Consider the following 26,552-nt stretch of genomic DNA (forward strand, 5'->3'; position numbering starts at 1 on the left):
AACGAATTTTATTCACATATTTGTTGACCCGAAATACATGAAAACACTCGTTGTTTTTTTAGAGTTAAAACCTAATACATAAATACTATAATTTTAAACCAAATATGAGCAAAACTGCGCAATCGGTGTGGGAAAACTGTCTTCTTTTCATAAAGGACAATATTCAAGAGCAAGCTTTCAAAACTTGGTTTGAACCGATTAAATCAGTGGAACTAACTGATAATGCACTTTACATTCAGGTTCCGAGCAAATTCTTTTACGAATGGCTTGAAGAACACTATGTAAAACTACTGAAGGTTGCATTAACTAAAGAACTTGGTAAAAATGCAAAGTTACTGTATAAAATCAAAATGGAAAACACTTATGGTAACAAACAACCGTTTACGGAACAATTGCCAAGTGCCCACCGTAGTCCTATAAAATCACAAGACGTTGACGCTCCGTTTAAAAACCTAAACCCAGAATTAAAAAATCCTTTTGTAATTCCGGGAATCAGGAACCTGAAAATTGAGTCGCAGCTGAATCCTAATTATAGTTTTGACAATTTCCTTGAAGGGGACTCCAACCGTTTGGCGCGTTCTGCAGGTATGGCTGTTGCCAATAAGCCAGGAGGAACATCATTCAATCCGCTGTTGATTTTTGGTGGCGTTGGATTAGGAAAAACCCACTTGGCGCATGCTATTGGTGTTGAGATTAAAGATAAATATCCAGAGAAAACAGTGTTGTATATTTCTGCTGAAGTATTCACCCAGCAATATATCGATTCTGTTAAAAAGAATAACCGAAATGACTTCATTCATTTCTACCAATTGATTGATGTGTTGATTATTGACGACGTTCAGTTCCTTTCAGGAAAAACAGGAACACAGGATGTATTCTTCCATATCTTCAATTACCTACACCAAAATGGCAAACAGGTAATCCTTACTTCAGATAAGGCTCCGGTTGACATGCAGGATATCGAACAGCGTTTGCTATCGCGTTTCAAATGGGGATTGTCTGCCGAGTTACACCAGCCAGATTACGAAACCAGGATTTCAATCCTAAAAAATATTTTATATCGTGATGGTGTTGAAATGCCGGACGAAATCATAGAATATGTAGCCCGTAATATCAAGTCTAACGTACGTGAGCTTGAAGGTGCCATTATTTCGTTGATTGCCCAGTCTTCCTTTAATAAAAAAGAAGTGACTTTGGATTTGGCAAAAAGCGTTGTAGAGAAATTTGTTAAGAATGTAAAACGTGAAATTTCCATCGACTACATCCAAAAAGTAGTTTCAGATTATTTCCAGTTGGACATTGATACTTTACAATCTAAAACCAGAAAACGTCATGTAGTCCAGGCACGTCAATTGGCAATGTTCTTCGCAAAGAAATTTACGAAATCATCTTTGGCAAACATTGGTTCCCAAATTGGAGATCGTGACCATGCTACCGTATTACATGCCTGTAAAACAGTTGACAACTTGGTTTCAACAGACAAACAATTCAAAAAATTTGTAGAAGATATTCATAAAAAATTATCACTATAATTCCTTTTTGAGTAAGTTTGCGGTTTAGAAATAAACTCATATGCCCGTTAAAATTTTAATGGTTTGTCTTGGAAATATTTGCCGATCACCTTTGGCAGAAGGCCTTTTAGCGTCTAAACTTCCGAAAGATAAATTCTTTGTCGATTCAGCCGGAACAGGTGCTTACCACATAGGTAAACAACCCGATCAGCGTTCTGTGATGACAGCACAAAAGAAAGGGCTCGATATTACGTATCAAAAAGCAAGGCAGTTCACTTCTAGGGATTTTGAAGACTTTGATTATATTTTTGTCATGGACAATACCAACTATGATGATGTAGTTAGTTTGGCCAAAAACGAAGAGCATAAAAAAAAGGTCCAGCTCATTTTAAATGAATTATTTCCCGGCGACAATGTCGATGTTCCCGATCCTTATTACGGATTGCAGAATGGCTTCGATATGGTTTATGAAATGCTTGATGAAACCTGTGATATTCTATCTAGAAAATTGATAGAAAAACATCCTTAAAATGTCAAAACCAGTTACTTTAAAAGGCAAGCTCTATTTAATTCCAACCACATTGGGAGAAATGGACCCGCATGATGTTTTACCCCAAACTGTAAAAAGAGCTATTGACTTTATCGACGATTATATCGTTGAAAACGAAAAGACAGCCCGAAAGTTCATTAAATCAATCCATCCCGAAAAAGTACAATCGGGCTTAAGGCTTTCTGCTTTGAACAAACGCACTGAAGATTCTGAATACAACGCTATGATTGCGCCCTGCCTAAATGGTTTCAATGTTGGATTGATGAGCGAAGCTGGTTGTCCTGGCGTAGCCGATCCAGGAGCTGTAATTGTAAAAATTGCACACGAAAAAGGGATACAGGTTGTTCCGTTGGTTGGACCCTCTTCCATCCTATTGGCAATGATGGGCTCAGGAATGAATGGTCAGAGTTTTGCATTTAATGGATACCTTCCCATTGACAAAGGCGATAAAAAAGCTGCGCTGAAGAGCTTTGAAAATTTATCTGCCACAAAAAACCAATCGCAGATTTTCATCGAAACGCCTTATAGAAATAACAAATTGGTTGAAGATTTGTTGCAGATGCTCCAACCAAACACGCATCTTTGCATTGCCACAGACATTACGCTGCCAACAGAGTTTATTAAGACGCTTCGCGTGGCAGACTGGAAAAAAATAAAGGTCGACCTGCACAACAGACCGACCATTTTTATAATTCACAAAATGTAATTTATTTTACCTGGGCATTTTTAACTGCCTTGATTCCACTGGTTTCATATCCCCCGAAATCCCTAAGGTAAGTCCTAACCGAAGTACCATATTCATCTTTGCATTTTCGCTCTCCGTTGGAATTTAAAAAACGCTTTATTGAACCTGTTCCGCCTAAATGTGCTGCAGCCAAAATTCCGGATTCTGTGACTTTGATACCGTCAACTATTTTACCTTCAAAATTATCGATGTAGTCCTGAAGTTCGTATTTATTTTTAGAAAGCAAAGCCACAAAAGCTTTTTCCTGTAGTTTTGGGCTGTTCATAAAACCAGTACTATCCTTAATTCCAATAGATTCAAGGGTTTCCTTACCAAATTGGTATTTACCCATATAACCCAAAGTGTTTATTTTATGGTATTTCCCTTGAGATTCCTTGTGCGCAATGGCTTCTTTGAATCCAATAAAATATTTTCCTGTAAAAGGAATTTTAAGGCTGGCGTAATCGATAAAATTTTGTGAAGGGAAAACATAGGATAGTCCTTCGTTTTCGTCAAGGCCAAATAAGTCCCTGTGAGGTTTAAAACCTGAGCTTATGAAAGCTACTATCAGTAGTATTGAAACGTAAAATATACTTTTCTTTATCATTTAAGGTTATTTCCAAGCGCTGTCACCATCTTGATATTTCCGCGTGCAAATATACGACTAAATATTATAAAATTGAATATCAGCTACTTAAAAGTAAAGCAGGTGGAATTTGGTTTCCCCTGAACCCTTGAATTCAAACGTTGGAGCTGGAATTTTGATCGTATTAAAAATTGTTAACAGGGTGTTAACAAAGCGGGATTTGGTTTCAATTTTTGTCAAATCAACATCAAGACTGAGGTAAAATTGACGGAATCTTTTACTTTCGGGAAGAAAAACTGTATTAACCAACTCGTCATTCCCTGTAATCATGCCTTCAGCGCCATATCCAACTGCCACATTCAGCCATTTCGGAATTGTAGAAGATTTGCCAAAGGAATGAATATTGGCTGACAGCCAATACGTTTGTCCATTGTAATCCTTTAGGATTTGTTCCGATAATGAACTTCCCAAAACATTAGGCCTTGTCGAAGCATAAGGTGTGGTATGGAATGAAAATTTGGGTACAATCCGTTGCTCCTTCCATAACAACTCCTGGGAAACATATAAAGCAGTTCCGGTTATATTTGCTGCTACATCGCCCAAGGAAGCACCCCAATTTGAAGAATAGCCATCAAAAACCTCAACCGCAGTCATGAAAGCCAGACCCAAAGTTGCGCCATAAATGAGTTGGCTTTTTCTGCCTGCTCCACTCCATTTCAATGCATTTGCTCCAAAACTTCCAAGATGATAGGTCGAAAAAACATGCCCGGCTTTGTCCATCTGGAGCCATTCGCCATTATCATTGATAAAATGAAAATCGGAACGCGGATAATCTGCATACCAAACCTGATTCAGGCCAATCAAAGCAGCCGAGCCAATGGCAGCTTCAGAAATAACAAGGGTTTTAAGCCTTTTTTTGTTTAAGGTATCGGAAGGTTTAAGAAAGCTTTCGATGGAACTTTGTGCAGAAGAAAGTTGGAATATTCCAAATAATAAAAGTGTAAGTATGCATTTAAATACTTTCAAGATTATCGGTTTGTTCCTTGTTTATTCAACCAATCAGCGTATTTCTTGGCATTTTTCATATGTTCATTATAATCGGATGCAAAAACATGATAGCCGAATTTTTCAACACTTGCACAGAAATAAAGGTAATTGTGTTTTTCAGCATTCAAAACAGCATCAATCGCATCAACATCGGGCATTGCAATTGGACCCGGAGGCAGGCCTATATTTTGATAAGTGTTATAAGGCGATTTAATAAACAAATCATTGTACAAAACACGTTTGATGACCTGCTCGAAATTATTATCGCGCAATTTCAAAGCGTAAATTACTGTTGGATCGGCCTGCAAAGGCATTCCTTGTTTATAGCGGTTGAGATAAACTCCGGCAATTCTCGGGCGTTCGCTTTTCTTAACAGATTCCTTGTGTACTATCGACGCAACCGTAATCACCTGAACCGGAGTTAAATCTAATGCAGCAGCTTTTGCAAGGCGTTCCTTTGTCCAGAAACGGTTATATTCATCAAGCATTCTGCCTCTGAATTTTTCTGCTGAAATGTTCCAATACACCTCATATGTATTTGGTAAAAACATTGCAAAAACATTCTGTTTGGTGAATCCGTTTGTTTTTAAGAATTCAGGTTCGTAAAAGGTTGCCAGTAATTTTGAAGTGTCGGGCTCAATTTGGGAACTCAAACGCTCGCAAAGATTTTCGAGCCTTTCCTGGTTGTTGAAGGCCAATTTCACCGGAACATTTAGCCTCATAGCCCTAACCATCTGAAACGCGCTCATTCCTTTCTTTAATAGAAAGCGTCCAGCTTTTACATTCTCTGGATATGAACGGCGTTCAGCAATAAATTCGAATGCGCTCATACTCTTTACCAAAGGGGAAAGGATTTTTTCAACGTCCTGATAACTCGATCCGGTTGGAACTTCAACGTATACTTCTTCTTTCTCGAATTTTGTATTGGATGTGAAAAATCTAATAAAAACAACCAATACGAAAACAATAAAAACTATGGCTAAAACCTTGATAATCTTATTTCTATTCAAAACAATTTATTTTTTAATTAATTGAAAAACAGCTTCGTCATGAAAAGCATTGTTGGTAAAATTCCAGTCTTTTTTAACGCCTATTTTCTCAAATCCAAATGTAGTAAAAAGCGACAAACTTGCTTTATTATCGGTTCCAATATTTGCGTACAGCTGATGCAGTTGTAATTGTAAAAAACTGAAATCAATCATAAGGCGTAATGCTTCTTTGCCAAAACCACTATTTCGGTCTGTTTCGTTCTGAATAATTATCCCAACGCCGGCGCGTTTATTTTTGGCATCAAAGTCAAATAAATCAATCAAACCTACAGCTTCAGAAGATTCTTTTTTACAGATTGCCAATCGCAGTTGTTTGGCTTCATAAATATCCTGATGGGCATTTTCGAGATATTGCCGAATGAGGAATTTGCTGTAAGGTGTTATGGTATTGCTCACTTCCCAAATATTTTCATCGTTTTCTATAGCATAGATAAACTCCAAATCTTCGGGTTCCAATGCGCGTAAATAGATATTTTGTCCTTGTAATGTTACCATTCGATTTCTCCTTCAAAAACAAAGGTTGCCGGACCTTTTAAGAACACATTGATATAACGATCGTCTACCTTGTCAAAGGAAACTTCCAGTTTTCCGCCTTCAACATCCAATTGTATCACATGGGAATTGGTTTTTCCAAGCACATTCGTTGCAATCGCTGCTGCGGTTGCACCTGTTCCGCACGATAAGGTTTCATCTTCAACACCGCGCTCGTAAGTCCGCAAACGAAAATGATCACTCGAAAGCTGCTTAACAAAATTGACATTGCTTCCGGCCTTTCCATACAAATCAGAATAACGGATTGCCGCACCAATGCTTTTGACATCATAATTGTCCAAATCCTTCACAAGCATTACATGATGTGGTGAACCGGTATTGAGAAAAACATAATCGGTTTCAATTTTTACTTCTGAAACATCTTTCATCTGCAAGGAAATATCTCCATTGCCCAAAATCGAAGCATAATGCAAACCATCTGTTGCCCTAAACGTAGTTTCATCCGAAATAAGATTCAGGTTTTTGGCGAAAGCCACTATGCAGCGTCCACCATTTCCACACATGGAACTTTGATTGCCATCAGAATTATAATAAACCATGTTAAAATCTGAATCCTTGCTGTTTTCAAGCAATATCAAACCATCCGCTCCAATTCCGAAGCGACGGTCGCAAAGATGTCCGATGAGTTTGGTGTTATTTTTAGGAAAAACATTTAGCCTGTTATCGATAAAGATAAAGTCATTTCCGGTTCCCTGATATTTATAAAAAGTAGTCTTCATCACGTTGTTTCTCTCACAAAGATAACAAATATTAAGATTAACTTAAAAATTGTTAAACCTCCGTTAAAGCAGGTTCAAGTGGAAATTGATTTTTTCTAATTTTACTATCGAATAATTTAAAAATGGTATAAATATGAAACGATTATCAAGTTTATTTTTGGTTTCTTTATTGAGTGGTGCAACCACATTGGGCGCGTACAAATTATTTATAGAAGAAAAGGACAGCAGGAATTCGATAGTCACGACTGCGCCAGATGGTTTTGGAAGGAATGTTGGGCTTGCAGCCGAAGGAATTGATTTTACAACTGCTGCTGAAAACACCGTCCATACTGTAGTACACGTTAAGAATGTTTCTGTCAGAACGGTATCTGACCCAATAATGGAATTCTTTTATGGTTCCCGTGGTGGTCAGCAACAGGAACAAATCGGGACAGGTTCGGGGGTTATCATTTCGCAGGATGGTTACATCGTAACGAACAACCACGTTGTAAAAGACGCCACCGATTTGGAAGTAACCTTAAACAACAATAAATCATACAAAGCAAAACTTATCGGAACCGATTCTAAAATGGATATCGCTTTGTTAAAAATCAATGCAGACGAAAAATTACCGTATTCAACATTTGCCGATTCCGATCAGGTAAAAGTAGGCGAATGGGTTCTGGCAGTTGGTAATCCTTACAATTTAACGTCAACAGTGACAGCCGGAATCGTTTCGGCGAAAGCCCGAAATTTAGAAAACAATGGACTTCAGTCATTCATACAAACCGATGCTGCGGTAAATCCAGGGAACTCCGGAGGCGCATTGGTAAATACACGTGGCGAACTAATCGGAATCAATACTATGATTTCATCTCCAACAGGAAGTTACACTGGATATTCCTTTGCAATCCCATCCAACATTACCCGAAAAATCATTGAAGATATTATGGAATTTGGTAACGTTCAACGCGGAATCCTTGGTGTTGAAGGTGGAGAATTGAACAGTAAAGCTTCAAAAGAATTGGGGATTAATGATACTGAAGGTTTCTATATTAATAAAGTAACCAAAAATTCAGGCGCTGAAAAAGCAGGATTGCAAAAAGGCGACATCATCAAAAAATTAGACAATCAACGCATCAATACGTTCTCTGAACTTTCGGGATATATCAGTACCAAAAGGCCAAACGACAAAGTTCAGGTTACGTTTATCCGAGACGGCGAAACCAAATCGGTTCCGGTAACCCTGATTAAAAACGATTTGATATCAACGGAATTCAAAGGGTTGGAATTGGAAGACATTGAAGCAGCTGATAAAAGAAAATTCAGGATTGGCTATGGTGTTCGGATTAAGGATATCAACAACGAAAATTTGAGGCCTTATTACGACCAACTTAAAGGAAACATCATTCTCTCGGTTGATAATGTGAAAGCTACAGATGTCCAAACGATTTCAAAATTCTTAAACAACAAAGACGAGAACCAGAGTGTTAACATCCAAATGATCAATCGCTCCGGACAACTCATTCAGATAATATTATAAGGTAAAAGGTTAATTATTGAAAAACCAGTTCAGATTTTGAGCTGGTTTTTTTGTTTTATAAAAAAGTAACGAAATCGTTTTCGTGAAACGTCGTAATTTTATACTTTTGCGCCACCCGAGGCTGACAAGCCGAATTGAACGGAGTTAAATTTAATTTTTACACACAACTAAACACATATTTATTTTATGGACAGTAACAAATTTTACGAGAAGGAGTTATCATTTCAAGCTGACAGACGTAAGGCAGCAGTTGAATTAATTAAAATTATCAGTGATTTGTGGTATGACAAATCGATTGAATTGGTACTTTTTAGAAATCAACTGATTGACCGAAATGTGAGTGATATTATCAATTTTCACGAATATGCAGGTGAGTTTGTTCAAAAGCCAATCAACATTTTTGATTCAGTAGAAATTGCACGTGCAATCCTTGATTTAGATTTACCGCCATCACGTATTGACATTGGAAAATTAACTTATGAATACCATCTTGAAGATAATAAATATGACGATGGTCGTGCTTTTGTTATTGACAAATTGAAAAATGCAAAGGATTTCCAAAACATGAAACCAAAAGATGTTGTTTTATATGGTTTTGGTCGTATTGGCCGTTTATTGGCTCGTGAGATGATGAGCAAAATGGGTAAAGGACAACAACTTCGCCTTCGTGCCATTGTTACACGTGACAAAAACGATGCAACATCATTGGAAAAAAGAGCTTCATTATTGCGTTATGATTCTGTTCACGGTGATTTCCAGGGTTCGGTTCAGGCTGATGCCGAAAACCAGGCCTTAATCATCAACGGAACAACAGTACACGTTATTACAGCTTCCGGTCCTGAGGAAATTGATTATACAAAATACGGAATTGAAGATGCCTTATGCATTGACAATACTGGTGCTTTTACAACCGAAGAAGCTTTAAGAAGGCATTTGACTTCTAAAGGAATCAGCAAAGTTTTATTGACTGCGCCAGGAAAAGGTGTTCCAAACATCGTTTACGGGGTAAACCATAATGACCACAATCCAGATAATGTTGATATTTTTTCTGCGGCTTCCTGCACCACAAATGCAATTACGCCAGTTTTAAAAGTAGTTGAAGATGCACTTGGAGTTGTAAAAGGTCATATTGAGACCATTCACGCTTATACCAATGACCAGAACCTGGTGGATAACATGCATAAAAAATACCGTCGTGGCCGTGCTGCTGCCTTGAACATGGTTATTACAGAAACCGGTGCCGGAACTGCAGTAGCAAAAGCTTTACCAAGTTTGGCCGGAAAACTGACTTCAAACGCGATTCGTGTTCCTGTTCCAAATGGTTCTTTGGTGGTTATGAATTTAGAAATTGGCAAAGCAACCACTTTTGAGGAATTCAATAAAATCATGAAAAAATACGCTTTGGAAGGCGAATTGGTAGAACAGATCAGATATTCACTAAATAACGAGTTGGTTTCTTCCGATATTGTTGGAACAGCACAGCCGTCAATTTACGACAGTAATGCTACGATTGTTTCAAGTGATGGAAAAAGCATCGTTTTATATGTTTGGTATGATAACGAATACGGATACAGCCATCAGGTAATCCGTTTAGCAAAATATATTGCTAAAGTTAGAAGATACACTTATTATTAATAGATTATTAGTTCAGTTAAAAGTCCGTCTAATTATACGATTAGGCGGATTTTTTTTGGCTTCAGATTTCAAAAACATGCATTTCGTCGATAAAAATGATGCGACCTGCTATTCCTTTCAATAAATTTTATACTTTTTTTTGAAGTTTTACACAATTTTTTGTGGATAACTGCGTTTTGTATTAAATTAATTATTATTTTTCGTCCCTAATTTGTCGCCCCACAAATCTATTATTTATGAGAAAAGTGCTTTTCGGTTTACTTATCGTGACTTGTTTTGCGTTCTCCAAAGGAGATCCAACAGTTGAGACCTATAATTATGGTCAGGATGGAATGGAGCTGGTTGCCCGTTCTAAAAAAGGTGTTATCATTGTGAGCACCTACAATGCCAAAATGACGATCCGTCAGGAAATTGCCAGGAAAATATACGATTTGTATTTGGCGAATAAAATCCAAAACAATAAAAAAATCACTGTTGACGGTTCAGAAGCAGATGTTACCGGAAAATGTGTTATCAGAAAAAAGAACAGCCTAACCGCTGTAGATTTCTACTATGAAGAAGTGAAATGGAGTTCAGGCCTGAAGGAAGTTTATAAAAGCGTTCAATAAAGTTCAGTATAGTTAAAAAAAATGCCCAACAAATGTTGGGCATTTTTTTGTCCTAAATTGAAATCAATTACGCTTTACCGGCTGCAATCAGATTCAATGCCGAACCTGCAACAAACCAGCCAATCTGGCTTTCGTTGTAAGTGTGGTTCGCTAAGATTATATCTTTTGTTCCGTCTGCGTGAACAAATTCTAAAGTCAATGGTTTTGCCGGAGCAAACTCTGTCAAGTCCAAAAAGTTGATGGTGTCGTTCTCCTGTATCTTGTCATAATCCGCTTCGTTAGCAAAGGTTAATGCCAACATACCCTGTTTCTTCAAATTCGTTTCGTGGATACGTGCAAATGATTTCACCAAAACCGCTTTCACTCCAAGGAACCTTGGCTCCATTGCTGCGTGCTCTCTTGAAGAACCTTCACCGTAGTTTTGATCCCCAACAACAATCGTTGGAACCCCAGCTGCTTTGTAAGCCCTTTGAACTGCAGGAACTGCGTCGTAGTTTCCGGTTAATTGGTTTTTAACTTTATTGGCTTCCTGATTATAAGCATTGACAGCCCCAATCAACATATTGTTTGAAATGTTATCCAAATGGCCACGGAAACGTAACCATGGCCCAGCCATAGAGATATGGTCGGTAGTACATTTTCCGAAAGCCTTGATCAACAATTTGGCTCCTGAAATATTTTTCCCATCCCAAGGTTCAAATGGTGCCAATAATTGCAGCCTGTCCGAAGTTGGAGAAACTACAACCTGAACTCCGCTTCCATCAGCAGCTGGTGCCTGGAAACCTGCATCTTCAACATCAAAACCTCTTTTTGGCAATTCATCACCATGAGGAGGATTCAGTTTCACAGCTTCGCCATTATCATTGATTAAAGTATCCGTAATCGGATTAAAGGATAAATCTCCAGATATTGCCAAGGCAGCAACCATTTCTGGTGAAGTTACAAAAGCGTGTGTATTTGGATTTCCGTCAGCACGTTTAGAGAAGTTTCTGTTAAACGAGTGAACAATGGTATTTTTTTCTCCTTTGTCTGCTCCTGCCCTGTCCCATTGCCCGATACAAGGTCCACAGGCATTGGTAAATACTTTGGTTCCCATTTTTTCAAAAGTGGCAATGATGCCGTCTCTTTCGATGGTGTACCGGATTTGCTCTGAGCCCGGATTGATTCCGAATTCTGCTTTCGGCGTGATTCCGTGTGCAACTGCCTGCTCCACAATAGATGCAGCACGCGCCATATCTTCGTAAGATGAATTGGTACATGATCCAATTAATCCCCATTCCACTTTTAAAGGCCAGCCATTTGCAATAGCTTCTTCTTTCATTTTTGAAACCGGAGTTCCTCTATCTGGAGTAAATGGTCCGTTGATGTGTGGTTCCAATTCTGATAAATTGATTTCAATAACCTGGTCAAAATATTGACTAGGATTTGCATACACTTCAGCATCGCCAGTTAAGTAATCCGCAACTTTATCTGCAGCATCAACAATATCCTGACGGTCTGTTGCAGCCAAATACCTTCTCATCGAATCATCATAACCAAAAGTAGAAGTGGTTGCTCCAATTTCGGCTCCCATGTTACAGATGGTTCCTTTTCCGGTGCAGGACATATTTGTTGCGCCTTCGCCAAAATATTCAACGATGGCTCCGGTTCCTCCTTTTACGGTAAGGATATCAGCTACTTTTAGGATTACGTCTTTTGGAGCAGTCCAACCGTTTAATTTTCCGGTCAATTTTACTCCGATTAATTTTGGAAATTTCAACTCCCATGACATTCCCGACATTACATCAACTGCATCTGCTCCACCAACACCAATGGCCAACATTCCTAAACCTCCGGCATTAACGGTATGTGAATCGGTACCAATCATCATTCCGCCAGGAAAAGCATAATTTTCCAAAACGATTTGGTGGATGATCCCGGAACCTGGCTTCCAAAAGCCGATTCCGTATTTATTGGAAACTGAAGAAAGGAAATCAAAAACCTCTTTTGATTGTGAATTGGCTACAGCTAAATCGGTAGTGGCTCCAACTTTCGCCTGGATTAAGTGATCACAATGAACTGTAGTAGGAACGGCTACTGTCTTTTTACCTGCATGCATAAATTGCAATAAGGCCATCTGTGCAGTCGCATCCTGGCAGGCTACCCTATCCGGAGCAAAATCGACATAATCCTTTCCGCGAGTGAACGATTTTGAAGGATTGCCTTCCCATAAGTGAGAATATAAGATCTTTTCTGAAAGCGTTAATGGTCGGCCTACTAATTCACGTGCCTTGTCTACACGCTCAGCCATTGTCCCATAAACTTTTTTAATCATTTCAATATCAAAAGCCATAGTATATTTGGTTTATTTGTTTCGCAGTGCAAATTTACGAAAACGTTGTATTTAAGTAAATATTTTTCAGGAAATATGTTGTCTGCATATGATGTTTTACGAAATACTGATTTTTGACATTTGCTTTTTGCCAATGTGATATTTAAAAGCATAAAAATTAACTATTCTCAATTTTTATCCCTTAAATCCATAATTGGTTTTTCGTAAAAACGGTAAAAAACATAACTTACAACCACTGTAGTAATAAGATAAAAAGCCGTAATCAGATGAAGCTGAATCAAAGATGTCTTTTCCTTATCCACAAACAACATCAATAACTGCATAATTACGCTGTAATGCAGTAGGTAAATTGAATAGGAAATCCTGCTGATAAATTCAACCGGTTTTTTTATGATTCCAACAGAAGTTTCCAGTTGTGAAAAGAACGGAACGAAAAACGCAATTGAAAAAGATGCCAATGGAAGATAGATGACATTCCATACAAAAGGGTAATTCTCCGGAAGAATGCGTAAAAAACCCATTCCGAAATACATGAACAGCATGATTAAAACTCCGATGAATACAGCTGTAAATTTATATTCAGTCCATTTTTTTTGATAATTAATGCTCAGCCAGGCACATAAAACTCCCATAAAAATGGCATCCAGACGGTAAATCATCACCGACTTTAGGGAAACGTTCCATTCGTCCAGATTGGTTGTTGGTGTTTTGGAATGGTAGATTATTTTGAACAAAATAAATAACGTAATTAATAACAAAGTGATTATTAAAAAGTATCGGTTTTTGTTTTTTGGTTTAAAAAAAATTGACAACAATAACAAGGAAAACGGTAAAACAATGTAGGCCCATTCCTCTACAGAAAGGCTCCACGACTCAGGGAAAAAAGTCGGCATTTTGGAAAATCCATTTTGCAGGAAAACAAAATACAGACCTAGCTTTGGAATACTATATCCGAGGCTGATGGTGATGATTATATTAATGATCAAGACCAGGAAATAATTCGGTAACGTCCTGAACCATCTTCGCTTCAGGAAACCCAAAGCACTTTTGATTGTAAACTCTTCTTTGATGAATATCTTATAGAGAATCCTGCCAATCAGAAAGCCACTCAGTAAAAAGAAAAATTCTACACCAAGAAAACCGAATAATGCAAAAAGCTGTCGGATGATGCCATCATTGGGGTTATAAATCCAAAGAATGTGTGAGCAAAGCACCATAGTGATTGCCATCGCACGCATCAAATCTAATCCAAAAACCCTGGTATTAGTTGCCATCCAATTTTAATTTTTTGTGCCTGTATTCATTGATTGGTTTTTCAAAATAATTGTATAAAAGGTAACTCACGCCAACCGTAACCAACAAATAAAACAACGTAAAGATATTCAACTGCCAGATATTATAATTACTGGTATCGATAAAATTTTTGAGCAGGAAAAGTATAAAACTGTAATGCAGCAAATACACAGAATATGAAATTTTGCAGATGAACCTAATACCATTTCCGATGCTTTCCGAAGGTGATTCGAGGTTGAGCAAAAATGGGATAAACATGCAGATTGCCAATGAAACTGTGGGAAGGCAAATGAGATTCCAGAACCAGCCGGCATTGCTTAATGTAAATCTGAAAAGCACAATACAAATAATCAGCATCAGGAATAATAAAATTCCGCTTGCCACAAACAGCCATCGTTTTGACAGCATAAAATCTTTGTAATTCTGATAGAAATAACCAAACAAAACTCCAATCAACACCGAATCCATCCTATAAACCACAACCGAGCGCACCTGAAAACTCCACAGCTTCAAATCTACATTCGTCGAATGGATATTGTAATACATTTTTAAAAGGAATACAACTGCAATAAGCCCGATGATAACGCTAAGGAACAGAAATCGTTTGGAGGTTTTTACAAATACATGCGAAATAAAAAATAGCAGGAAAACGGCAAAAATGTAACCCATTTCCTTTACGGGCAGACTCCAGGATTCCGGAAAAAATGGCGAAACCGGAGAAGCAAAATTTTGCAGCAACAGGAAGTATTTCCATATTCCTGCAATCGAAAAACCGTATGCTGTAAAAACAACTGCATTAATAATAATGACCAAATAATAACTTGGCAAGAGCCGCATCAGCCTTCGATAAATAAACAAAGAGCCGTCTTTCAGCGTATACTCTTCATGCAAAAACTGTTTGTAAAGCATTCCGCCAATTAAAAAACCGCTCAGCACAATGAACAATTCAATTCCCAAAAAGCCACTCATGTCCTGTAGTTTCCCAAGAACTCCGTTGGAATTATAAATCCATGATGTATGAGAAAACAAAATCATGCTCACGGCGAGCACTCTTAAAAAATCCAATCCAAAAAATCTTTTTGCACCGATTTGTTTTCTTTCATTCATATAAAATGTATTTTTGAAAAAGATGAGAAAATCAAAGATATATAAAATTTTAGGAGTTCTAATTTTGTTAGGAATTATTGGCGGTGGAATTTGGTACTGGCAATTACCAACACGTCACAAAGCCATTGTAAAATCGTTTTTGTTTGAAAAGCTGGGTGTTGTAAATCCGAATTGGAAGGTTGAAAACCAATCGGAAACCTATAAAATGATTTCTCCCGAATTTTACATTGACGGTATCTACAAATCGATGGAAGGACCAAAATCTTCCAATTATGTGCAGCTTTCCAAGGATTCAACCCTGCTTTGGCTGACCGGATTCCATGTAAAGGCTTTGGATGCTAAATCATTGCAATATATTTCGAATGATTTTATCTGCCACACCAATGTCGATTTCAATGATGTGAATTATTACAGTTCATTCCATCTTCAAAAGCGGATTGGTTCGCAATACCCTCGATTGACATCGCTTTCTCACGGCATGGAAAGCTTTAGTTTTCCCGAAGGTTATGGCGTTCCGATGAAAGGAAATGAATATTTGTACGTAACGACACAATCCTTAAACCATAATCTTCCCGATGCTAATTTCTGGGTTCGACATGAGGTTGACATCAATTATTCCAAAGAAAAAAACCTAAAGCCATTGATGAGCCGTACAGCTTTCATCATGCTGCCTTTCAATCAATCCGATCCGTATAAATCACCTTTAGATCCCGGAACCAATCAATGCATTCCGGTGGAAACCAAAAACCATACGTATGATGACGGAAAAGGAAATAAACTCTCTGGGCATTGGGTAATTCCGGTTGGGAAAAACACTTATAGAAGTTCGGTCAACAATCAGCTCCAGATTCAGGACAGCCTGCGTTTGCATGCCGCAGCAATTCACGTGCACCCTTTTTCAACAAGGATTTCCTTATTTGATAAAACAACAAACAAAGCAATATTTAGCAGCAAGATTGTAAACCACAAGGACAAAATTGGATTGACCAGCATTGAACCTTTTTCTTCTGTAGAAGGTATTTGGTTATACAAAAACCATGAATATGAAATTGTTTTAGACGTCAACAACACAACCCAAACCGAGCAGGACATGATGGGAAGCATGTTTTTGTTTTTTTATGACAAAGAGCTCGACGATTTACTCCAAAAGAAATAAGGCAATGGAAAAACTTGAAAAAATTATATTCTACAATATGGATAAGGCGATTAAGTCTTATCGGATGTTTGCTCAAAAGAAACTCAAGGAAAATGGCTTTAAGATTACGATTGACCAATGGCTGATTATCAAAACCATATTAGAAAATCCAACAATAACACAGCAGGAAATTGCCCGGAATGTCTTTAAGGACAATGCCTCAGTAACCCGAATTATTGACCTGCTTGTAAAATCGGAATACCTTGAAAGGCGCGACAATCCGGACGACAGAAGAAAATCAAACCTTGTCGTTACCGAAGAAGGGGAATCAATCATCTACAAAGTGCAGGACCTGGTGCTGCAAAACAGGAAAAACGCACTGAATACCATTACTCCAGAGGAATTGGAAACCATGAACCTTGCGCTTAAAAAAATCATAGACAATTGTTCTTAGCTGAATTAAATGTTAAAATTTTAAGGAATTTATTTTTTTGCTGTAACAAATTTATTTTGTGATGTACTTATAATAGTTGTTTGACATATCAAGCAAAATGATTATTCTATTACATTAATCAAAAAACCAACAACTTATGGCACACAAAATTGGGTTATTATTGGCTTTGGCTGCTTCTTTGCTCGGCGCAATATCAGATCAGGAGTTAAAACCAATCAAAAATCACGCATCGGAAATCAATATTACACGTACCCGATAAAATAAATCAAAAAATGAAGCAGTTAATCTTATTAGCAATCCTTTTGCTACAGTCCTCCTATTGCCTTTCGCAAACGAATATTGGAAAAATAAACGGTACCATTTCAAATGAAAAAAACGTGCCGGTTGAATTTGCCAATGTCACCTTACATCGCGTTGCAGATTCCGTATTTGTAAAGGCTTCGATAAGCGATGAAAAGGGAAATTTTGAACTGGATAACCTTTCCAACGGTGATTACTATTTAAAGGTAACACATGCCTCATTTGAAAATTACAGAAGCGGGAATTTCGTCATTTCGCCTGAAAAACAATCCATAAGTTTTGAAAAAATTATTGTAAAACCCAACTCAAATACCTTGAAGGAAGTTGTGGTCACCAAAGAAAAACAATTCATTGAAAGAAAATTAGACAAGATAGTTGTTAATGTTGAAAATAGTATTGTTTCTGCTGGAAACACTGTATTAGATGTTCTTGAGCGTTCTCCGAGTGTCATGGTTAACCAGGAGAGCTCAATAAATTTGAAAGGAAAATCGGGTGTGATTGTAATGATTGATGGCAAACCTACACCTCTTTCCGGTACTGATTTGATTGTATATTTAAAAAGTGTTCCAGCAGCAAACATACAAACCATCGAGATTATCACGAATCCATCAGCCAAATATGACGCGGCAGGAAATGCCGGGATTATCAACATCAAATTTAAGAAAGACCAAAAACAGGGTTTCAATGGTTCGGCGACCTTAAGCTACGGACAAGGAGTTTACAAAAAACCATCGGCGAGCATCAACCTGAATTTCCGTGATAAGAAATGGAATTTCTTCGGAAGCCATTCTTATGCAAATCCGCTCAATTACGGCGCCTTTTTTATCAATAGGAAATTCTTTGATGACAGCCATAATGTGACTTCAATTTTTGAACAGGATTCGTTTACCAAAGTACCGTCAATCAGCAACAATTCGCGTATTGGTGCCGATTTTTATGCAACCGAAAAAACGGTTTTTGGGGTTTTGATGAATGGAAACTGGAATAATAATGACCGATATGCCAACACCGATGCTGTAATTACACATCCGGACGGAACACTTGATTATACTACGCAAACCAGTATTTTATCGGATGAAAGCCGTTTCAATGGTTTTGCCAATTTTAACTTTAAGCATAGTTTCAACACAGCCGGAAAAGAGATAACAGCCGATATCGATTACGGAAAATTCGATGCAACAACACTTCAGGACATTCATAACATTAATGCCAATCCTGATGAAAGCATCATTTCAGACACCATGGTTGCCACCGACCAAACCGGAATCATTACCGTAAAATCAATAAAGACAGATTATACTCATCCGTTTTCTGAGAAAATGAAGCTGGAAGTTGGACTCAAATCAAGTCTGGTAACTTCCGACAATGACGTTAAGTTTTATAATGTAGAAAACGGTGAGTCTATTCTGGATGTCACAAAATCGAATCATTTTATTTATGAGGAAAACATCAATGCGGCTTATGGAAGTTTTGCAAGAGAGTTTACCAAATGGGATTTTCAGGCTGGTTTGCGTATGGAACATACCAAAACCAATGGAAAACAATTGGCTACAGGAGACCAGTTTTCGAGAAATTATGTAACCTTCTTTCCAAACATTGTAGTCAATAGGAAATTCACTGAGGAGAATTCACTTTCATTATCCTATACCAAACGCATTGACAGACCAACCTATCGCCAGCTCAATCCTTTCAAGGTTTTTGTGGATTCGTATACGTATGTTGTGGGTGACCCAACGTTGAATTCGGTAATTACGCACTCATTTGAACTCAATCACACTTATAAATCAAAATACATTACAACGCTGAGTTATACCAGAAGCAAGGAAAGCATCACCGACATTTTTGTACAGGATGATGATACCCGCATTTCCTATCAGATTCCGGCCAACATCCAGGATTATGAGCAATTTAATTTGGGAGTTTACATTCCGCTTAAATACAGAAAGGTTGTCAACTCAACACTTTCGGCTTCGGTTTACTTAAATAAATATTCAAGTCCGCTTGACGGTGGAAGCCTGCAACAGGATTTTACTTCCTGGGATATGAATATGAACAACAGCATTGTTTTAGGAAAAGGATGGACTGCCGAATTGAATGGTTATTATCAGAGCCGAATGGTTTGGGGATTGTTTTACATCAAACATCTATCTCAAATTTCAGCCGGAATCCAGAAAGTTTCCAATGATAAAAACTCCATTTTCAAGCTGAATGTCAGTGACATTTTCCTAACCAATCACATTGCGGTAGATGTTCGCTACCAAAACCAGGATTTCTTTACTGAAAGAACCTGGGATGCGAGAGTTGTGACACTTTCTTATACGTATCGCTTTGGGAAAAATACAGTCTCAAGGGCACGTCAGAGAACTACCGGAGTTGAGGATGAAAAACGCAGGGCGAGCTAATCCTAAAAGGCTTTACAATGAAAAAGGCAGTTTTAATCAGCATTTCAATATTATGGAATGTAATGGCTATTGATGCGCAAAATGTGGCTTCCTTTAAAATCAGTTTTGACGAGGATAAAGTTGTGCTTCCCATTTCTTACCGCAGCGGTGCCAATCCCGTTATCGAGGTACAATTAAACGGGAAAGGCCCATATAAGTTTATGTTTGATACCGGAAGCCCAATAGTTGCCAAATTAGACGAAAAAGTTTTCAACGAACTCAATCTATCCGTAACTGATTCTGTACTGGCTGGAGATGGCAGCGGTGCCAATTCGAAATCCTTTCCGGTAACCAATCTGAAAGAAATATCCATTGGCACTTATCATATCAAAAATGTTGATGCCATGGTTCGGAACTACAATCAGCGCAAAAACATTGATGTAATTGATGGGGTAATTGGGCTAAGTTTTTTTAAGGGTGTTTTGGTCGAATTGAATTTTGAAACAAATCAGTTGATTATTAGCAAAGGCAAATTGGATAAAGAGGATAAAAGTGCCTTTGCTATGTCAACTGAAAATGACGTTCCCAGGATAAAGTTAAAGCTTGGTTCCAAAGAACTGCCAGCAATCCTTGACACCGGAAATATGGGTTGGCTGACTGTGCATAGTTCTGATATTACAAATGAGATGATACTAGGAACGCCAAAGGTTGTTGGCAGGGCAAAAACGGTAAGCAATGAATTTGAAATCAGGGAAGCTGAACTCAATCAGGCGATAGCAATCGGGTCAATTGAATTCCAAAATCCAACAATCATCATAAATGACGTTTTGCCACAGAGTAATGCGGGAATTCGGTTTTTAAGGCAAATGAATATCACATTTGACATGAAAAACAACTTGGTAAGATTGGTGAGGTTCCAACCTAAATTATCGGAAACCAATTCGAAAAACGATAATGAATACACCGGAAAATATGGAGACCGAACAATCACTGCAAATGATGAAGGAACATTATTCATTCAAAGGCCAAATGGGATGCTTATGAAAATGGTTGCCAGGTCAAAAGACGGATTTGGATTGGAAATGGTGCCAAACGCTGCCATTGTTTTTGAAAGGGATTCCAACAATAAAATAATTGCCGTTAAAGTCAGCAAAGGTGATGGCGTCTGGGAAAGAAGCGCTAAAGATTAAAACACTTTCGACAAAAACTTGTAGATCATAATGATTGAGGAAGCAAAGAGCAGTATGCAGAATGTTAAACCGAAAATCAATAAATTCCTTGCTTCAGGTGTAAAAGACGAAAACTCCCTAAATTCAGACATTACAGCAAAAACCATGTAAATGGAAAACAGTGCCGTAATGGTCGCCAAAAACATTCCTATGAATTTGTTCTGGAAAATTACCTGGAACAGCAGTATGAAGAATACTGCTAAGGCAAATGGATTAATGACATTCCTTCCCAGATAATTGTCTAAAAACCAATAAGCGCTTAGGATGACAATGATGATTTCGGGGAGCAGTAAAAGGTATTTTTTTTTCATTTGATATAGATTTTTCTCCGCTGCGCTCCGAACAGTTCGGCTTTGCCTTGGGTTTGATTTTTTCCGCTGCGCTCCAAACAATTCGGCAACGCCTCGGGTGATGATGTACTATATAAACGAAAAAAAAGCTGTTTTATTACAACAGCTTATCAATTATCATTTCTTCGGTAATGCCTTCGGCATCAGCCTTGTAATTTTTAATGATTCGATGGCGCAGGATTCCGGTTGCAACCGCCTTTACATCTTCAATATCCGGAGAGAATTTTCCATTGAATGCGGCATTTGTTTTGGCTGCCAAAATCAGGTTCTGTGAAGCTCTTGGACCTGCGCCCCAATCCAAATAATTCTTGATATAATCATTCGACAAAGGATTGTTCGGACGTGTTTTGCTCACTAAGGTTACTGCGTATTCAATAACATTATCGGCAACCGGGATTCGGCGTACCAAATGTTGGAAATCAATAATCTCCTGAGCGGTAAACAACGGGCTGATTTCTGGTTTAGCGTCAGAGGTTGTGCTTTTCACCACATCAACTTCTTCAGCAAAAGAAGGATAATCCAATTTAATGGCAAACATAAAACGGTCCAATTGCGCTTCAGGCAAAGGATAAGTTCCTTCCTGCTCAATTGGATTTTGGGTTGCCAAAACGAAATAAGGCAAATCCAATTTATAATTTTGTCCAGCAATCGTTACAGAACGTTCCTGCATCGCTTCAAGCAAAGCTGCCTGTGTTTTTGGCGGCGTCCTGTTAATCTCATCGGCCAAAATGATGTTGGCAAAAATAGGCCCTTTGATGAATTTGAACTGACGGCTTTCATCCAGGATTTCACTTCCAAGTATGTCCGACGGCATCAAATCGGGTGTAAACTGTATTCTTTTGAAGTCTAATCCTAAAGCCTGTGAAATGGTGTTTACCATCAAGGTCTTCGCCAAACCGGGAACACCAACCAAAAGTGCGTGTCCTCCAGAAAAGATACTCAATAAAATTTGGTCAACAACGGCGTCCTGACCTACAATTATTTTGGCGATTTCTGTTTTAAGTTCAGCTCTTTTTTGAACTAATTTTTTAATGGCGGTAACATCTGACATAGGATTTACGCTTTAGGTTTATGACTTATTTTTTAATCCAATTATTGACAAATACACAATCCCTGTATTCACCATTAATCTTGATGTAAGTTTCCTTGATTTTTTCATCTGTCCATTTTGCAATGGCTTTGATTTGTTTTTCCTTCAATGCCAAATCCTTGATTTTGGTATAATCTTTAGCATAATCGGCAGTGTGCTCATTAATCCTGTTAGTGATTGTGATGATTTTGTATTTTTTACCTTGTCTTGGATCATCGTCTAAGATTGGCTGTGTAATCGCATTGTCTTTTAAATTGGAAACTTCGCTATACAGGCTTGGATCCATTTTGGTCAATTCGAAATGCGTATCCTGTGTTTTTGGGTTGATTAAGGTTCCTCCATTGGCACGGGTTTCCTTTTCGTCAGACATCGTTCTGGCTGCATCCGCAAAAGTGATTTCTCCGTTTTCGATTTTTCTTTTAATGCTTAGGATTTTTTCTTTCGCATCTTTCAATGCCTGGTCAGAAACTTTTGGCATCATCAGGATGTGCCTTAATTCCACTTCCTGTCCTTTGATTTTTTCAACCATGATGATATGGTAACCAAATTCGGTTTCAAATGGCTCAGAGATTTCACCTTCATTAAGTGAGAAGGCAACTTCCTTAAACTCTTTTACAAACTGCGATTTCCTGTTGATTTTATAATAACCTCCACTCGAAGTAGAACCTCTGTCATCAGAATAAATAACAGCCCTTGTCTTAAAACTTGCTCCGGCCAGGACTTCGTCTTTTATTTCCTTAAGCCTTTTGATAACCCTTTGTTTTTCCTCATCGGTAACTTTTGGCTGCACGACAATTTGGGCTACTTCCATTTCAGCTCCAAAAACCGGCAAATCGGCTTGTGGAATGGCTTTAAAGAAATTACGGGTTTCTTCCGGTGTGATTTCTACGCCGTCAATGATTTTTTTCTGCATTTCTGCACCCAACTTAATTGTTTTGATAATGTCAAACAGCTCGGTTTTCAATTCTTCTTCAGAGCCTTTTTTGAAATACGTAACAACCTTATCCATCGAACCTAATTGCTCCACCATATAGGAAATCTGATCGTTCATTTTTTCCTTAACCTCTTCATCCTTAATCACGATACTGTCCTGAACAGCCTGGTGTGCAAACAATTTATCTTCCAATAGTTTGCCCAACATCTGGCAACGCGTAATATCTTTTGTGGATTGACCCTGGCTTGATAATTCCAAAAACGATTTATCGACATCAGAATCAAGGATGATGTAATCCCCAACAGTTGCAATGACACCATCAACCTTTTGCTTTTTGAAAGAACTGGTCAACGGTTTTGTTTTTACCGTGTCCTTAATGACTTCCTGAGCATTGGCAAAGCCTACAGTGCAAAAAATTGCAATGATTGCTACGGTAAGTTTGCTATTTATATATTTCATAATCCTTGTTTTTAATGGCATCATTAGTGATATCTTTTTCAAATTTTTTAATCAATTCCAATTTTCTTTTATTCAATATAACTTCTTTCAAAGTTGGCTTTATGTATTCAAATGGCGAAACCTGATTCTTGTCAATTACATTGGTAATCTTTATCAGATAAGTATCATCCTTATCCTGAATCTGAATCTTTTTCCCGGGCCTCATTAGTTCATCCCTGTTATCGGGATTGATTACCGGCAGTTTTACATACACCTGGTTCATATCAACCCAAACACTGTCGTTTAATGCAAAACTCTTGAATTGCAACTTGTAAGTGTCCCAAAACTTTTTGTCCTTTTTATTGTAATCAAAGAACTTACTACTTATGGTTGCAAAACGAGGATTGTCTTTTGACAGATTGATAAAACGCAACCGGACTAATGTTCCGTTGGTTTTAAAATTTTCCTTGTTTTCGTCGTAATACCTTTTTAAATCGTCCTGGCTTACAACCGTGTCAACCGTATTCCTAACTATTTCCTCTATATACGCCTTGGTATATAAATCTATTTTATATTGCTTTATTAAAGCATTGTACTCTGCTTTTTTCCTGTCGCTCAGGTTTCGTTCTGCCGCATCGATCAACAATTTCTGGCTTGCCCATCGATCGATATAATCCCTTACCAAAAGGATGCTGTCCTCTTTAGAAGTTCCGGCCGGAACCAAGGTTGCGATGTCGCTTTTATACAAATAGTTTTTTCCTACTCTGGCAATTGATTGCGGTTTTTGTTCTGGTTTCAAATAATTACAGGAACAAACCATCAAAAAAACCAGGAAAAAACTTTTTCTAATCATTTATTTCAGCTGTTGTTTTACGTGGGTGAAGGCGTCTGTATTTACCTTAACCGTAAACTCCTTTTTCAAATCATCAACCCAACGCTGCTCCAAATATTGCTGGTAATCATTGACGATTTTCCCTTTGCATTCCTCAAGCGTTTTAGGGCTTTCGGGTAATACGCGTTCTACATTGGTCACAAAATAGTATTCTCCTTCCTTAAATACATTTGAAACGCCAACATCATATTTCATAGTTTTTGGCAAAGCATCAGTTCCTTCTTCAAAAACTCCGCTGTTGGTCATCACATTGATGACATTGTTAACATTGAGCTTGTCTTTGATGGTTTGTGGCTCGGTGTTCTTTTTTAAAAGTGCCTGAGCTTTTTTAATCATGTCTTCTTTGGTTGATGAAGCCACGGTTACTTCCACTCTTTTCTTCCACATATGCTCCATTTTGTGTTGGTCGTAGAAGCTTTTCAATCCAAGTGTATCTGTTTTTGCCCTATCCCAGATTTCTTTTTCCATTAAGTCAAAAAGCAATAAACCGTCACGATATTCTTCCATAACATTGGCAAATTCAGGGAAATCATTTTCCAAATTCTCATCATAATAAGCAGTCAGCTGATCGTCTAAGAATTTCTCGTATAATTCTTCCGTAAGTTTTGCTACTGGTTTGGTTTTCAAACCTGATTTTTGCTGTTTTTCAACAAAATCCAAAAACGCCTTATTATCAATCTTTTTTGAATTTATGGTAAGCAAAGTGGTGTTGTTAAACGTTTCTGGAGCTTTCCATTTACCGTCATAGAAATCATTGGTAACCAATTTAGACATGGCAGCAAATTGTTTATTGTCTCTTTTATGAGTGTATTTTTTTCTAAGCTTTTCGTTTAAGGAAGCCGTAATTTTTTTAGATCGGTCGTCTTTACCCACTTTGGTTTCCAATTCAGGTTTCATTTCATCCAAAGATTTTATCGGATGCTTTTCAATCAGCTTAATGATGTGCCAGCCAAATTGGGACTGGAATGGCGCAGAAACATCTCCGACATTTTTAAGTGCAAATGCCATGTTTTCAAATTCCTCAGAGCTCAATTGCCCTGAACCAAATTTGTTCAACACTCCGCCTTTTGATGACGAGGATTTGTCCTCCGAAAACTGTTTTGCCAAATCCTCAAACTTTTCGCCTTGCTGCAGTTTTTTGTAAATATCCTCAATGATTCTTTTGGAATCCTTGTCAACATCTTCCGGTTTCGGGCTCAGGATCATGATGTGGGCAACGGTGATTTCACCACGGTTGGCTCTTACGTCATTAATCTTTAGGATATGGTAACCAAAACGTGTCCTGATAATTTTAGAAATTTCACCTTTTGGTGTATTGAAAGCTGCCGTTTCAAAAGGATAAACCATTCTGAAAGCAGAAAAATATCCTAAATCACCTTTGTTTTCCTTCGCTGATGGATCTTCAGAAAACTGTACTGCCAAATCGTCGAAGTTTTCTCCGGCAACCGCTTTTTTCCTAATATCCTCAATTTTTTTATACGCTTTCAAAGTATCTTCTGCAGTTGCATTTTCATCAACAAGGATAAGAATATGCGAAGCCCTAACTTCTTTTTGAAGACGGTTGTAACCTTCCTCAATAAGCTCCTGAGTGATTTTGGTATCGTTAAAATAATTTTTGGCTAACTGGCTTCGGTACGATTTTAATTCATTTTGGTATTGGGCACCATTCTGCAAACCCAGTTTGTAGGCTTTGTTTACCTTCAATTTATAACCCACAAATAAATCCAAATACTGATTGAGGTCTTTTTGGGTATCGTCTTTTACTAAGTCCAGGTTTTTCTTGTAAATTCTTGCAAATTCGTCGGTGTAGTAAGGCTTGTCGTTGATTGAAAATAGAACTTCCCTTGTGTTATTTTGTGCAATATTGGCATATGATATTAAAAATAACAATGCGAAAAAAAACTGTTTTAAGTTCATGCTGATAAAAAATTTCAATAAAAATTTACAATTAAATTTTGTGTTCCTTGAATTGTCAAAAACTGCTTAAAAATTGCAGTGTAACAATCAACAAAAATAGTAATTCAAACACATTATCCAACTATACACGCTACTATTAACAAAATTTTATTAACACTTAAGGAAACCTTAATAAATGCCAAAATATTTGAAACGGA

24 protein-coding genes are annotated in these 26,552 nt (G+C 37.7%); 11 read left to right on the forward strand and 13 right to left on the reverse strand.

Annotated features, from left to right (window positions below):
- Window positions 1–104: 104 nt before the first annotated feature.
- The 3 genes from dnaA to L1S31_RS00700 are packed head-to-tail and all read left to right on the forward strand — an operon-like array spanning window position 105 to window position 2,767.
- Window positions 105–1,532: a chromosomal replication initiator protein DnaA gene (gene dnaA, locus L1S31_RS00690; protein ID WP_236460469.1), complete on the forward strand. Its 1,428-nt coding sequence runs from the start codon at window positions 105–107 to the stop codon at window positions 1,530–1,532.
- 40 nt (window positions 1,533–1,572) lie between these two features.
- On the forward strand, window positions 1,573–2,040 hold the full coding sequence (locus tag L1S31_RS00695; RefSeq protein ID WP_236460471.1) for a low molecular weight protein-tyrosine-phosphatase: 468 nt from the start codon (window positions 1,573–1,575) through the stop codon (window positions 2,038–2,040).
- A gap of 1 nt (window position 2,041) precedes the next feature.
- Window positions 2,042–2,767 carry an SAM-dependent methyltransferase gene (locus L1S31_RS00700; RefSeq protein ID WP_236460473.1) on the forward strand — a complete coding sequence of 242 codons (726 nt, stop codon included), beginning with the start codon at window positions 2,042–2,044 and terminating at the stop codon, window positions 2,765–2,767.
- 1 nt (window position 2,768) lies between these two features.
- On the opposite strand, the gene L1S31_RS00705 is transcribed toward L1S31_RS00700, so the two are convergent.
- From L1S31_RS00705 to dapF, 5 genes are all read right to left on the reverse strand, one after another.
- Window positions 2,769–3,392: a peptidoglycan-binding protein LysM gene (locus tag L1S31_RS00705; RefSeq protein ID WP_236460481.1), complete on the reverse strand. Its 624-nt coding sequence runs from the start codon at window positions 3,390–3,392 to the stop codon at window positions 2,769–2,771.
- Between the two features lie 87 nt (window positions 3,393–3,479).
- A complete protein-coding gene (locus tag L1S31_RS00710) occupies window positions 3,480–4,397 on the reverse strand; it encodes a DUF2279 domain-containing protein (protein ID WP_236460483.1) in 918 nt (305 codons plus the stop codon).
- 2 nt (window positions 4,398–4,399) lie between these two features.
- Window positions 4,400–5,428 carry an endolytic transglycosylase MltG gene (mltG, locus tag L1S31_RS00715; protein ID WP_236460485.1) on the reverse strand — a complete coding sequence of 343 codons (1,029 nt, stop codon included), beginning with the start codon at window positions 5,426–5,428 and terminating at the stop codon, window positions 4,400–4,402.
- 6 nt (window positions 5,429–5,434) lie between these two features.
- A complete protein-coding gene (locus L1S31_RS00720; protein ID WP_236460496.1) occupies window positions 5,435–5,962 on the reverse strand; it encodes a GNAT family N-acetyltransferase in 528 nt (175 codons plus the stop codon).
- Window positions 5,956–6,738, reverse strand: coding sequence for a diaminopimelate epimerase (gene dapF / locus L1S31_RS00725; RefSeq protein WP_236460524.1), 783 nt, complete (start codon window positions 6,736–6,738; stop codon window positions 5,956–5,958). The genes L1S31_RS00720 and dapF overlap by 7 nt, the downstream gene beginning before the upstream one ends.
- 133 nt (window positions 6,739–6,871) lie before the next feature.
- On the opposite strand from dapF, the gene L1S31_RS00730 reads away from it, so the two are divergent.
- From L1S31_RS00730 to L1S31_RS00740, 3 genes are all read left to right on the forward strand, one after another.
- On the forward strand, window positions 6,872–8,260 hold the full coding sequence (locus L1S31_RS00730; RefSeq protein ID WP_236460540.1) for a Do family serine endopeptidase: 1,389 nt from the start codon (window positions 6,872–6,874) through the stop codon (window positions 8,258–8,260).
- A gap of 186 nt (window positions 8,261–8,446) precedes the next feature.
- Window positions 8,447–9,895 carry a glyceraldehyde-3-phosphate dehydrogenase gene (locus L1S31_RS00735; protein WP_236460542.1) on the forward strand — a complete coding sequence of 483 codons (1,449 nt, stop codon included), beginning with the start codon at window positions 8,447–8,449 and terminating at the stop codon, window positions 9,893–9,895.
- A gap of 236 nt (window positions 9,896–10,131) precedes the next feature.
- The gene (locus L1S31_RS00740; RefSeq protein WP_236460552.1) at window positions 10,132–10,503 is read left to right on the forward strand and encodes a hypothetical protein; all 372 of its coding nucleotides are present in this window, start codon (window positions 10,132–10,134) and stop codon (window positions 10,501–10,503) included.
- Between the two features lie 67 nt (window positions 10,504–10,570).
- Here L1S31_RS00740 and L1S31_RS00745 read toward each other — a convergent pair whose 3' ends face one another.
- From L1S31_RS00745 to L1S31_RS00755, 3 genes are all read right to left on the reverse strand, one after another.
- Window positions 10,571–12,835, reverse strand: a complete 2,265-nt coding sequence (locus L1S31_RS00745; RefSeq protein ID WP_236460554.1) for an aconitate hydratase — start codon at window positions 12,833–12,835, stop codon at window positions 10,571–10,573.
- A 167-nt stretch (window positions 12,836–13,002) separates the two neighbouring features.
- Window positions 13,003–14,109, reverse strand: a complete 1,107-nt coding sequence (locus L1S31_RS00750) for an acyltransferase family protein (RefSeq protein ID WP_236460556.1) — start codon at window positions 14,107–14,109, stop codon at window positions 13,003–13,005.
- Window positions 14,099–15,235: an acyltransferase family protein gene (locus tag L1S31_RS00755; protein WP_236460567.1), complete on the reverse strand. Its 1,137-nt coding sequence runs from the start codon at window positions 15,233–15,235 to the stop codon at window positions 14,099–14,101. The genes L1S31_RS00750 and L1S31_RS00755 overlap by 11 nt, the downstream gene beginning before the upstream one ends.
- 64 nt (window positions 15,236–15,299) lie before the next feature.
- Here L1S31_RS00755 and L1S31_RS00760 point away from each other — a divergent pair, with 64 nt between their 5' ends.
- From L1S31_RS00760 to L1S31_RS00775, 5 genes are all read left to right on the forward strand, one after another.
- Window positions 15,300–16,391, forward strand: a complete 1,092-nt coding sequence (locus tag L1S31_RS00760; RefSeq protein WP_236460576.1) for a hypothetical protein — start codon at window positions 15,300–15,302, stop codon at window positions 16,389–16,391.
- Window positions 16,392–16,395: 4 nt separating this feature from the next.
- Complete coding sequence (locus tag L1S31_RS00765) at window positions 16,396–16,824, forward strand: MarR family winged helix-turn-helix transcriptional regulator (protein ID WP_236460579.1); 429 nt, start codon at window positions 16,396–16,398, stop codon at window positions 16,822–16,824.
- Between the two features lie 136 nt (window positions 16,825–16,960).
- The gene (locus L1S31_RS14885) at window positions 16,961–17,083 is read left to right on the forward strand and encodes a hypothetical protein (protein ID WP_255702128.1); all 123 of its coding nucleotides are present in this window, start codon (window positions 16,961–16,963) and stop codon (window positions 17,081–17,083) included.
- Between the two features lie 13 nt (window positions 17,084–17,096).
- On the forward strand, window positions 17,097–19,526 hold the full coding sequence (locus L1S31_RS00770) for a TonB-dependent receptor (protein ID WP_236460581.1): 2,430 nt from the start codon (window positions 17,097–17,099) through the stop codon (window positions 19,524–19,526).
- A 17-nt stretch (window positions 19,527–19,543) separates the two neighbouring features.
- Window positions 19,544–20,695, forward strand: coding sequence for a retropepsin-like aspartic protease (locus L1S31_RS00775; RefSeq protein ID WP_236460592.1), 1,152 nt, complete (start codon window positions 19,544–19,546; stop codon window positions 20,693–20,695).
- On the opposite strand, the gene L1S31_RS00780 is transcribed toward L1S31_RS00775, so the two are convergent.
- The 5 genes from L1S31_RS00780 to L1S31_RS00800 form a co-directional block, all read right to left on the reverse strand.
- Window positions 20,692–21,045 (reverse strand): hypothetical protein, encoded by a 354-nt coding sequence (locus L1S31_RS00780; protein ID WP_236460594.1) that lies wholly within the window; start codon window positions 21,043–21,045, stop codon window positions 20,692–20,694. The two genes, L1S31_RS00775 and L1S31_RS00780, sit on opposite strands and share 4 nt — an antisense overlap.
- Window positions 21,046–21,181: 136 nt before the next feature.
- The gene (locus tag L1S31_RS00785; RefSeq protein ID WP_236460603.1) at window positions 21,182–22,135 is read right to left on the reverse strand and encodes an AAA family ATPase; all 954 of its coding nucleotides are present in this window, start codon (window positions 22,133–22,135) and stop codon (window positions 21,182–21,184) included.
- Between the two features lie 25 nt (window positions 22,136–22,160).
- A complete protein-coding gene (locus L1S31_RS00790) occupies window positions 22,161–23,588 on the reverse strand; it encodes a peptidylprolyl isomerase (RefSeq protein ID WP_236463485.1) in 1,428 nt (475 codons plus the stop codon).
- On the reverse strand, window positions 23,551–24,399 hold the full coding sequence (locus L1S31_RS00795; RefSeq protein WP_236460605.1) for a hypothetical protein: 849 nt from the start codon (window positions 24,397–24,399) through the stop codon (window positions 23,551–23,553). Before L1S31_RS00795 ends, L1S31_RS00790 begins: the two co-directional genes overlap by 38 nt.
- A complete protein-coding gene (locus tag L1S31_RS00800; protein ID WP_236460607.1) occupies window positions 24,400–26,328 on the reverse strand; it encodes a peptidylprolyl isomerase in 1,929 nt (642 codons plus the stop codon).
- Between the last annotated feature and the right edge of the window lie 224 nt (window positions 26,329–26,552).

This window comes from Flavobacterium wongokense (assembly GCF_021608265.1).
Lineage (GTDB): Bacteria > Bacteroidota > Bacteroidia > Flavobacteriales > Flavobacteriaceae > Flavobacterium > Flavobacterium wongokense.

Excerpts from the sequence above, each read along its gene's own strand:
- L1S31_RS00730 (WP_236460540.1), top strand. The coding sequence starts at position 6,872 with ATGAAACGATTATCAAGTTTATTTTTGGTTTCTTTATTGAGTGGTGCA.
- L1S31_RS14885 (WP_255702128.1), top strand. The coding sequence starts at position 16,961 with ATGGCACACAAAATTGGGTTATTATTGGCTTTGGCTGCTTCTTTGCTC.
- L1S31_RS00700 (WP_236460473.1), top strand. The coding sequence starts at position 2,042 with ATGTCAAAACCAGTTACTTTAAAAGGCAAGCTCTATTTAATTCCAACC.
- L1S31_RS00770 (WP_236460581.1), top strand. The coding sequence starts at position 17,097 with ATGAAGCAGTTAATCTTATTAGCAATCCTTTTGCTACAGTCCTCCTAT.
- L1S31_RS00755 (WP_236460567.1), bottom strand. The coding sequence starts at position 15,235 with ATGAATGAAAGAAAACAAATCGGTGCAAAAAGATTTTTTGGATTGGAT.
- L1S31_RS00795 (WP_236460605.1), bottom strand. The coding sequence starts at position 24,399 with ATGATTAGAAAAAGTTTTTTCCTGGTTTTTTTGATGGTTTGTTCCTGT.
- L1S31_RS00780 (WP_236460594.1), bottom strand. The coding sequence starts at position 21,045 with ATGAAAAAAAAATACCTTTTACTGCTCCCCGAAATCATCATTGTCATC.
- L1S31_RS00695 (WP_236460471.1), top strand. The coding sequence starts at position 1,573 with ATGCCCGTTAAAATTTTAATGGTTTGTCTTGGAAATATTTGCCGATCA.
- L1S31_RS00740 (WP_236460552.1), top strand. The coding sequence starts at position 10,132 with ATGAGAAAAGTGCTTTTCGGTTTACTTATCGTGACTTGTTTTGCGTTC.
- L1S31_RS00775 (WP_236460592.1), top strand. The coding sequence starts at position 19,544 with ATGAAAAAGGCAGTTTTAATCAGCATTTCAATATTATGGAATGTAATG.
- L1S31_RS00735 (WP_236460542.1), top strand. The coding sequence starts at position 8,447 with ATGGACAGTAACAAATTTTACGAGAAGGAGTTATCATTTCAAGCTGAC.
- L1S31_RS00745 (WP_236460554.1), bottom strand. The coding sequence starts at position 12,835 with ATGGCTTTTGATATTGAAATGATTAAAAAAGTTTATGGGACAATGGCT.
- L1S31_RS00705 (WP_236460481.1), bottom strand. The coding sequence starts at position 3,392 with ATGATAAAGAAAAGTATATTTTACGTTTCAATACTACTGATAGTAGCT.
- L1S31_RS00765 (WP_236460579.1), top strand. The coding sequence starts at position 16,396 with ATGGAAAAACTTGAAAAAATTATATTCTACAATATGGATAAGGCGATT.
- L1S31_RS00785 (WP_236460603.1), bottom strand. The coding sequence starts at position 22,135 with ATGTCAGATGTTACCGCCATTAAAAAATTAGTTCAAAAAAGAGCTGAA.
- L1S31_RS00720 (WP_236460496.1), bottom strand. The coding sequence starts at position 5,962 with ATGGTAACATTACAAGGACAAAATATCTATTTACGCGCATTGGAACCC.
- dnaA (WP_236460469.1), top strand. The coding sequence starts at position 105 with ATGAGCAAAACTGCGCAATCGGTGTGGGAAAACTGTCTTCTTTTCATA.
- dapF (WP_236460524.1), bottom strand. The coding sequence starts at position 6,738 with ATGAAGACTACTTTTTATAAATATCAGGGAACCGGAAATGACTTTATC.
- L1S31_RS00750 (WP_236460556.1), bottom strand. The coding sequence starts at position 14,109 with ATGGCAACTAATACCAGGGTTTTTGGATTAGATTTGATGCGTGCGATG.
- L1S31_RS00790 (WP_236463485.1), bottom strand. The coding sequence starts at position 23,588 with ATGCCATTAAAAACAAGGATTATGAAATATATAAATAGCAAACTTACC.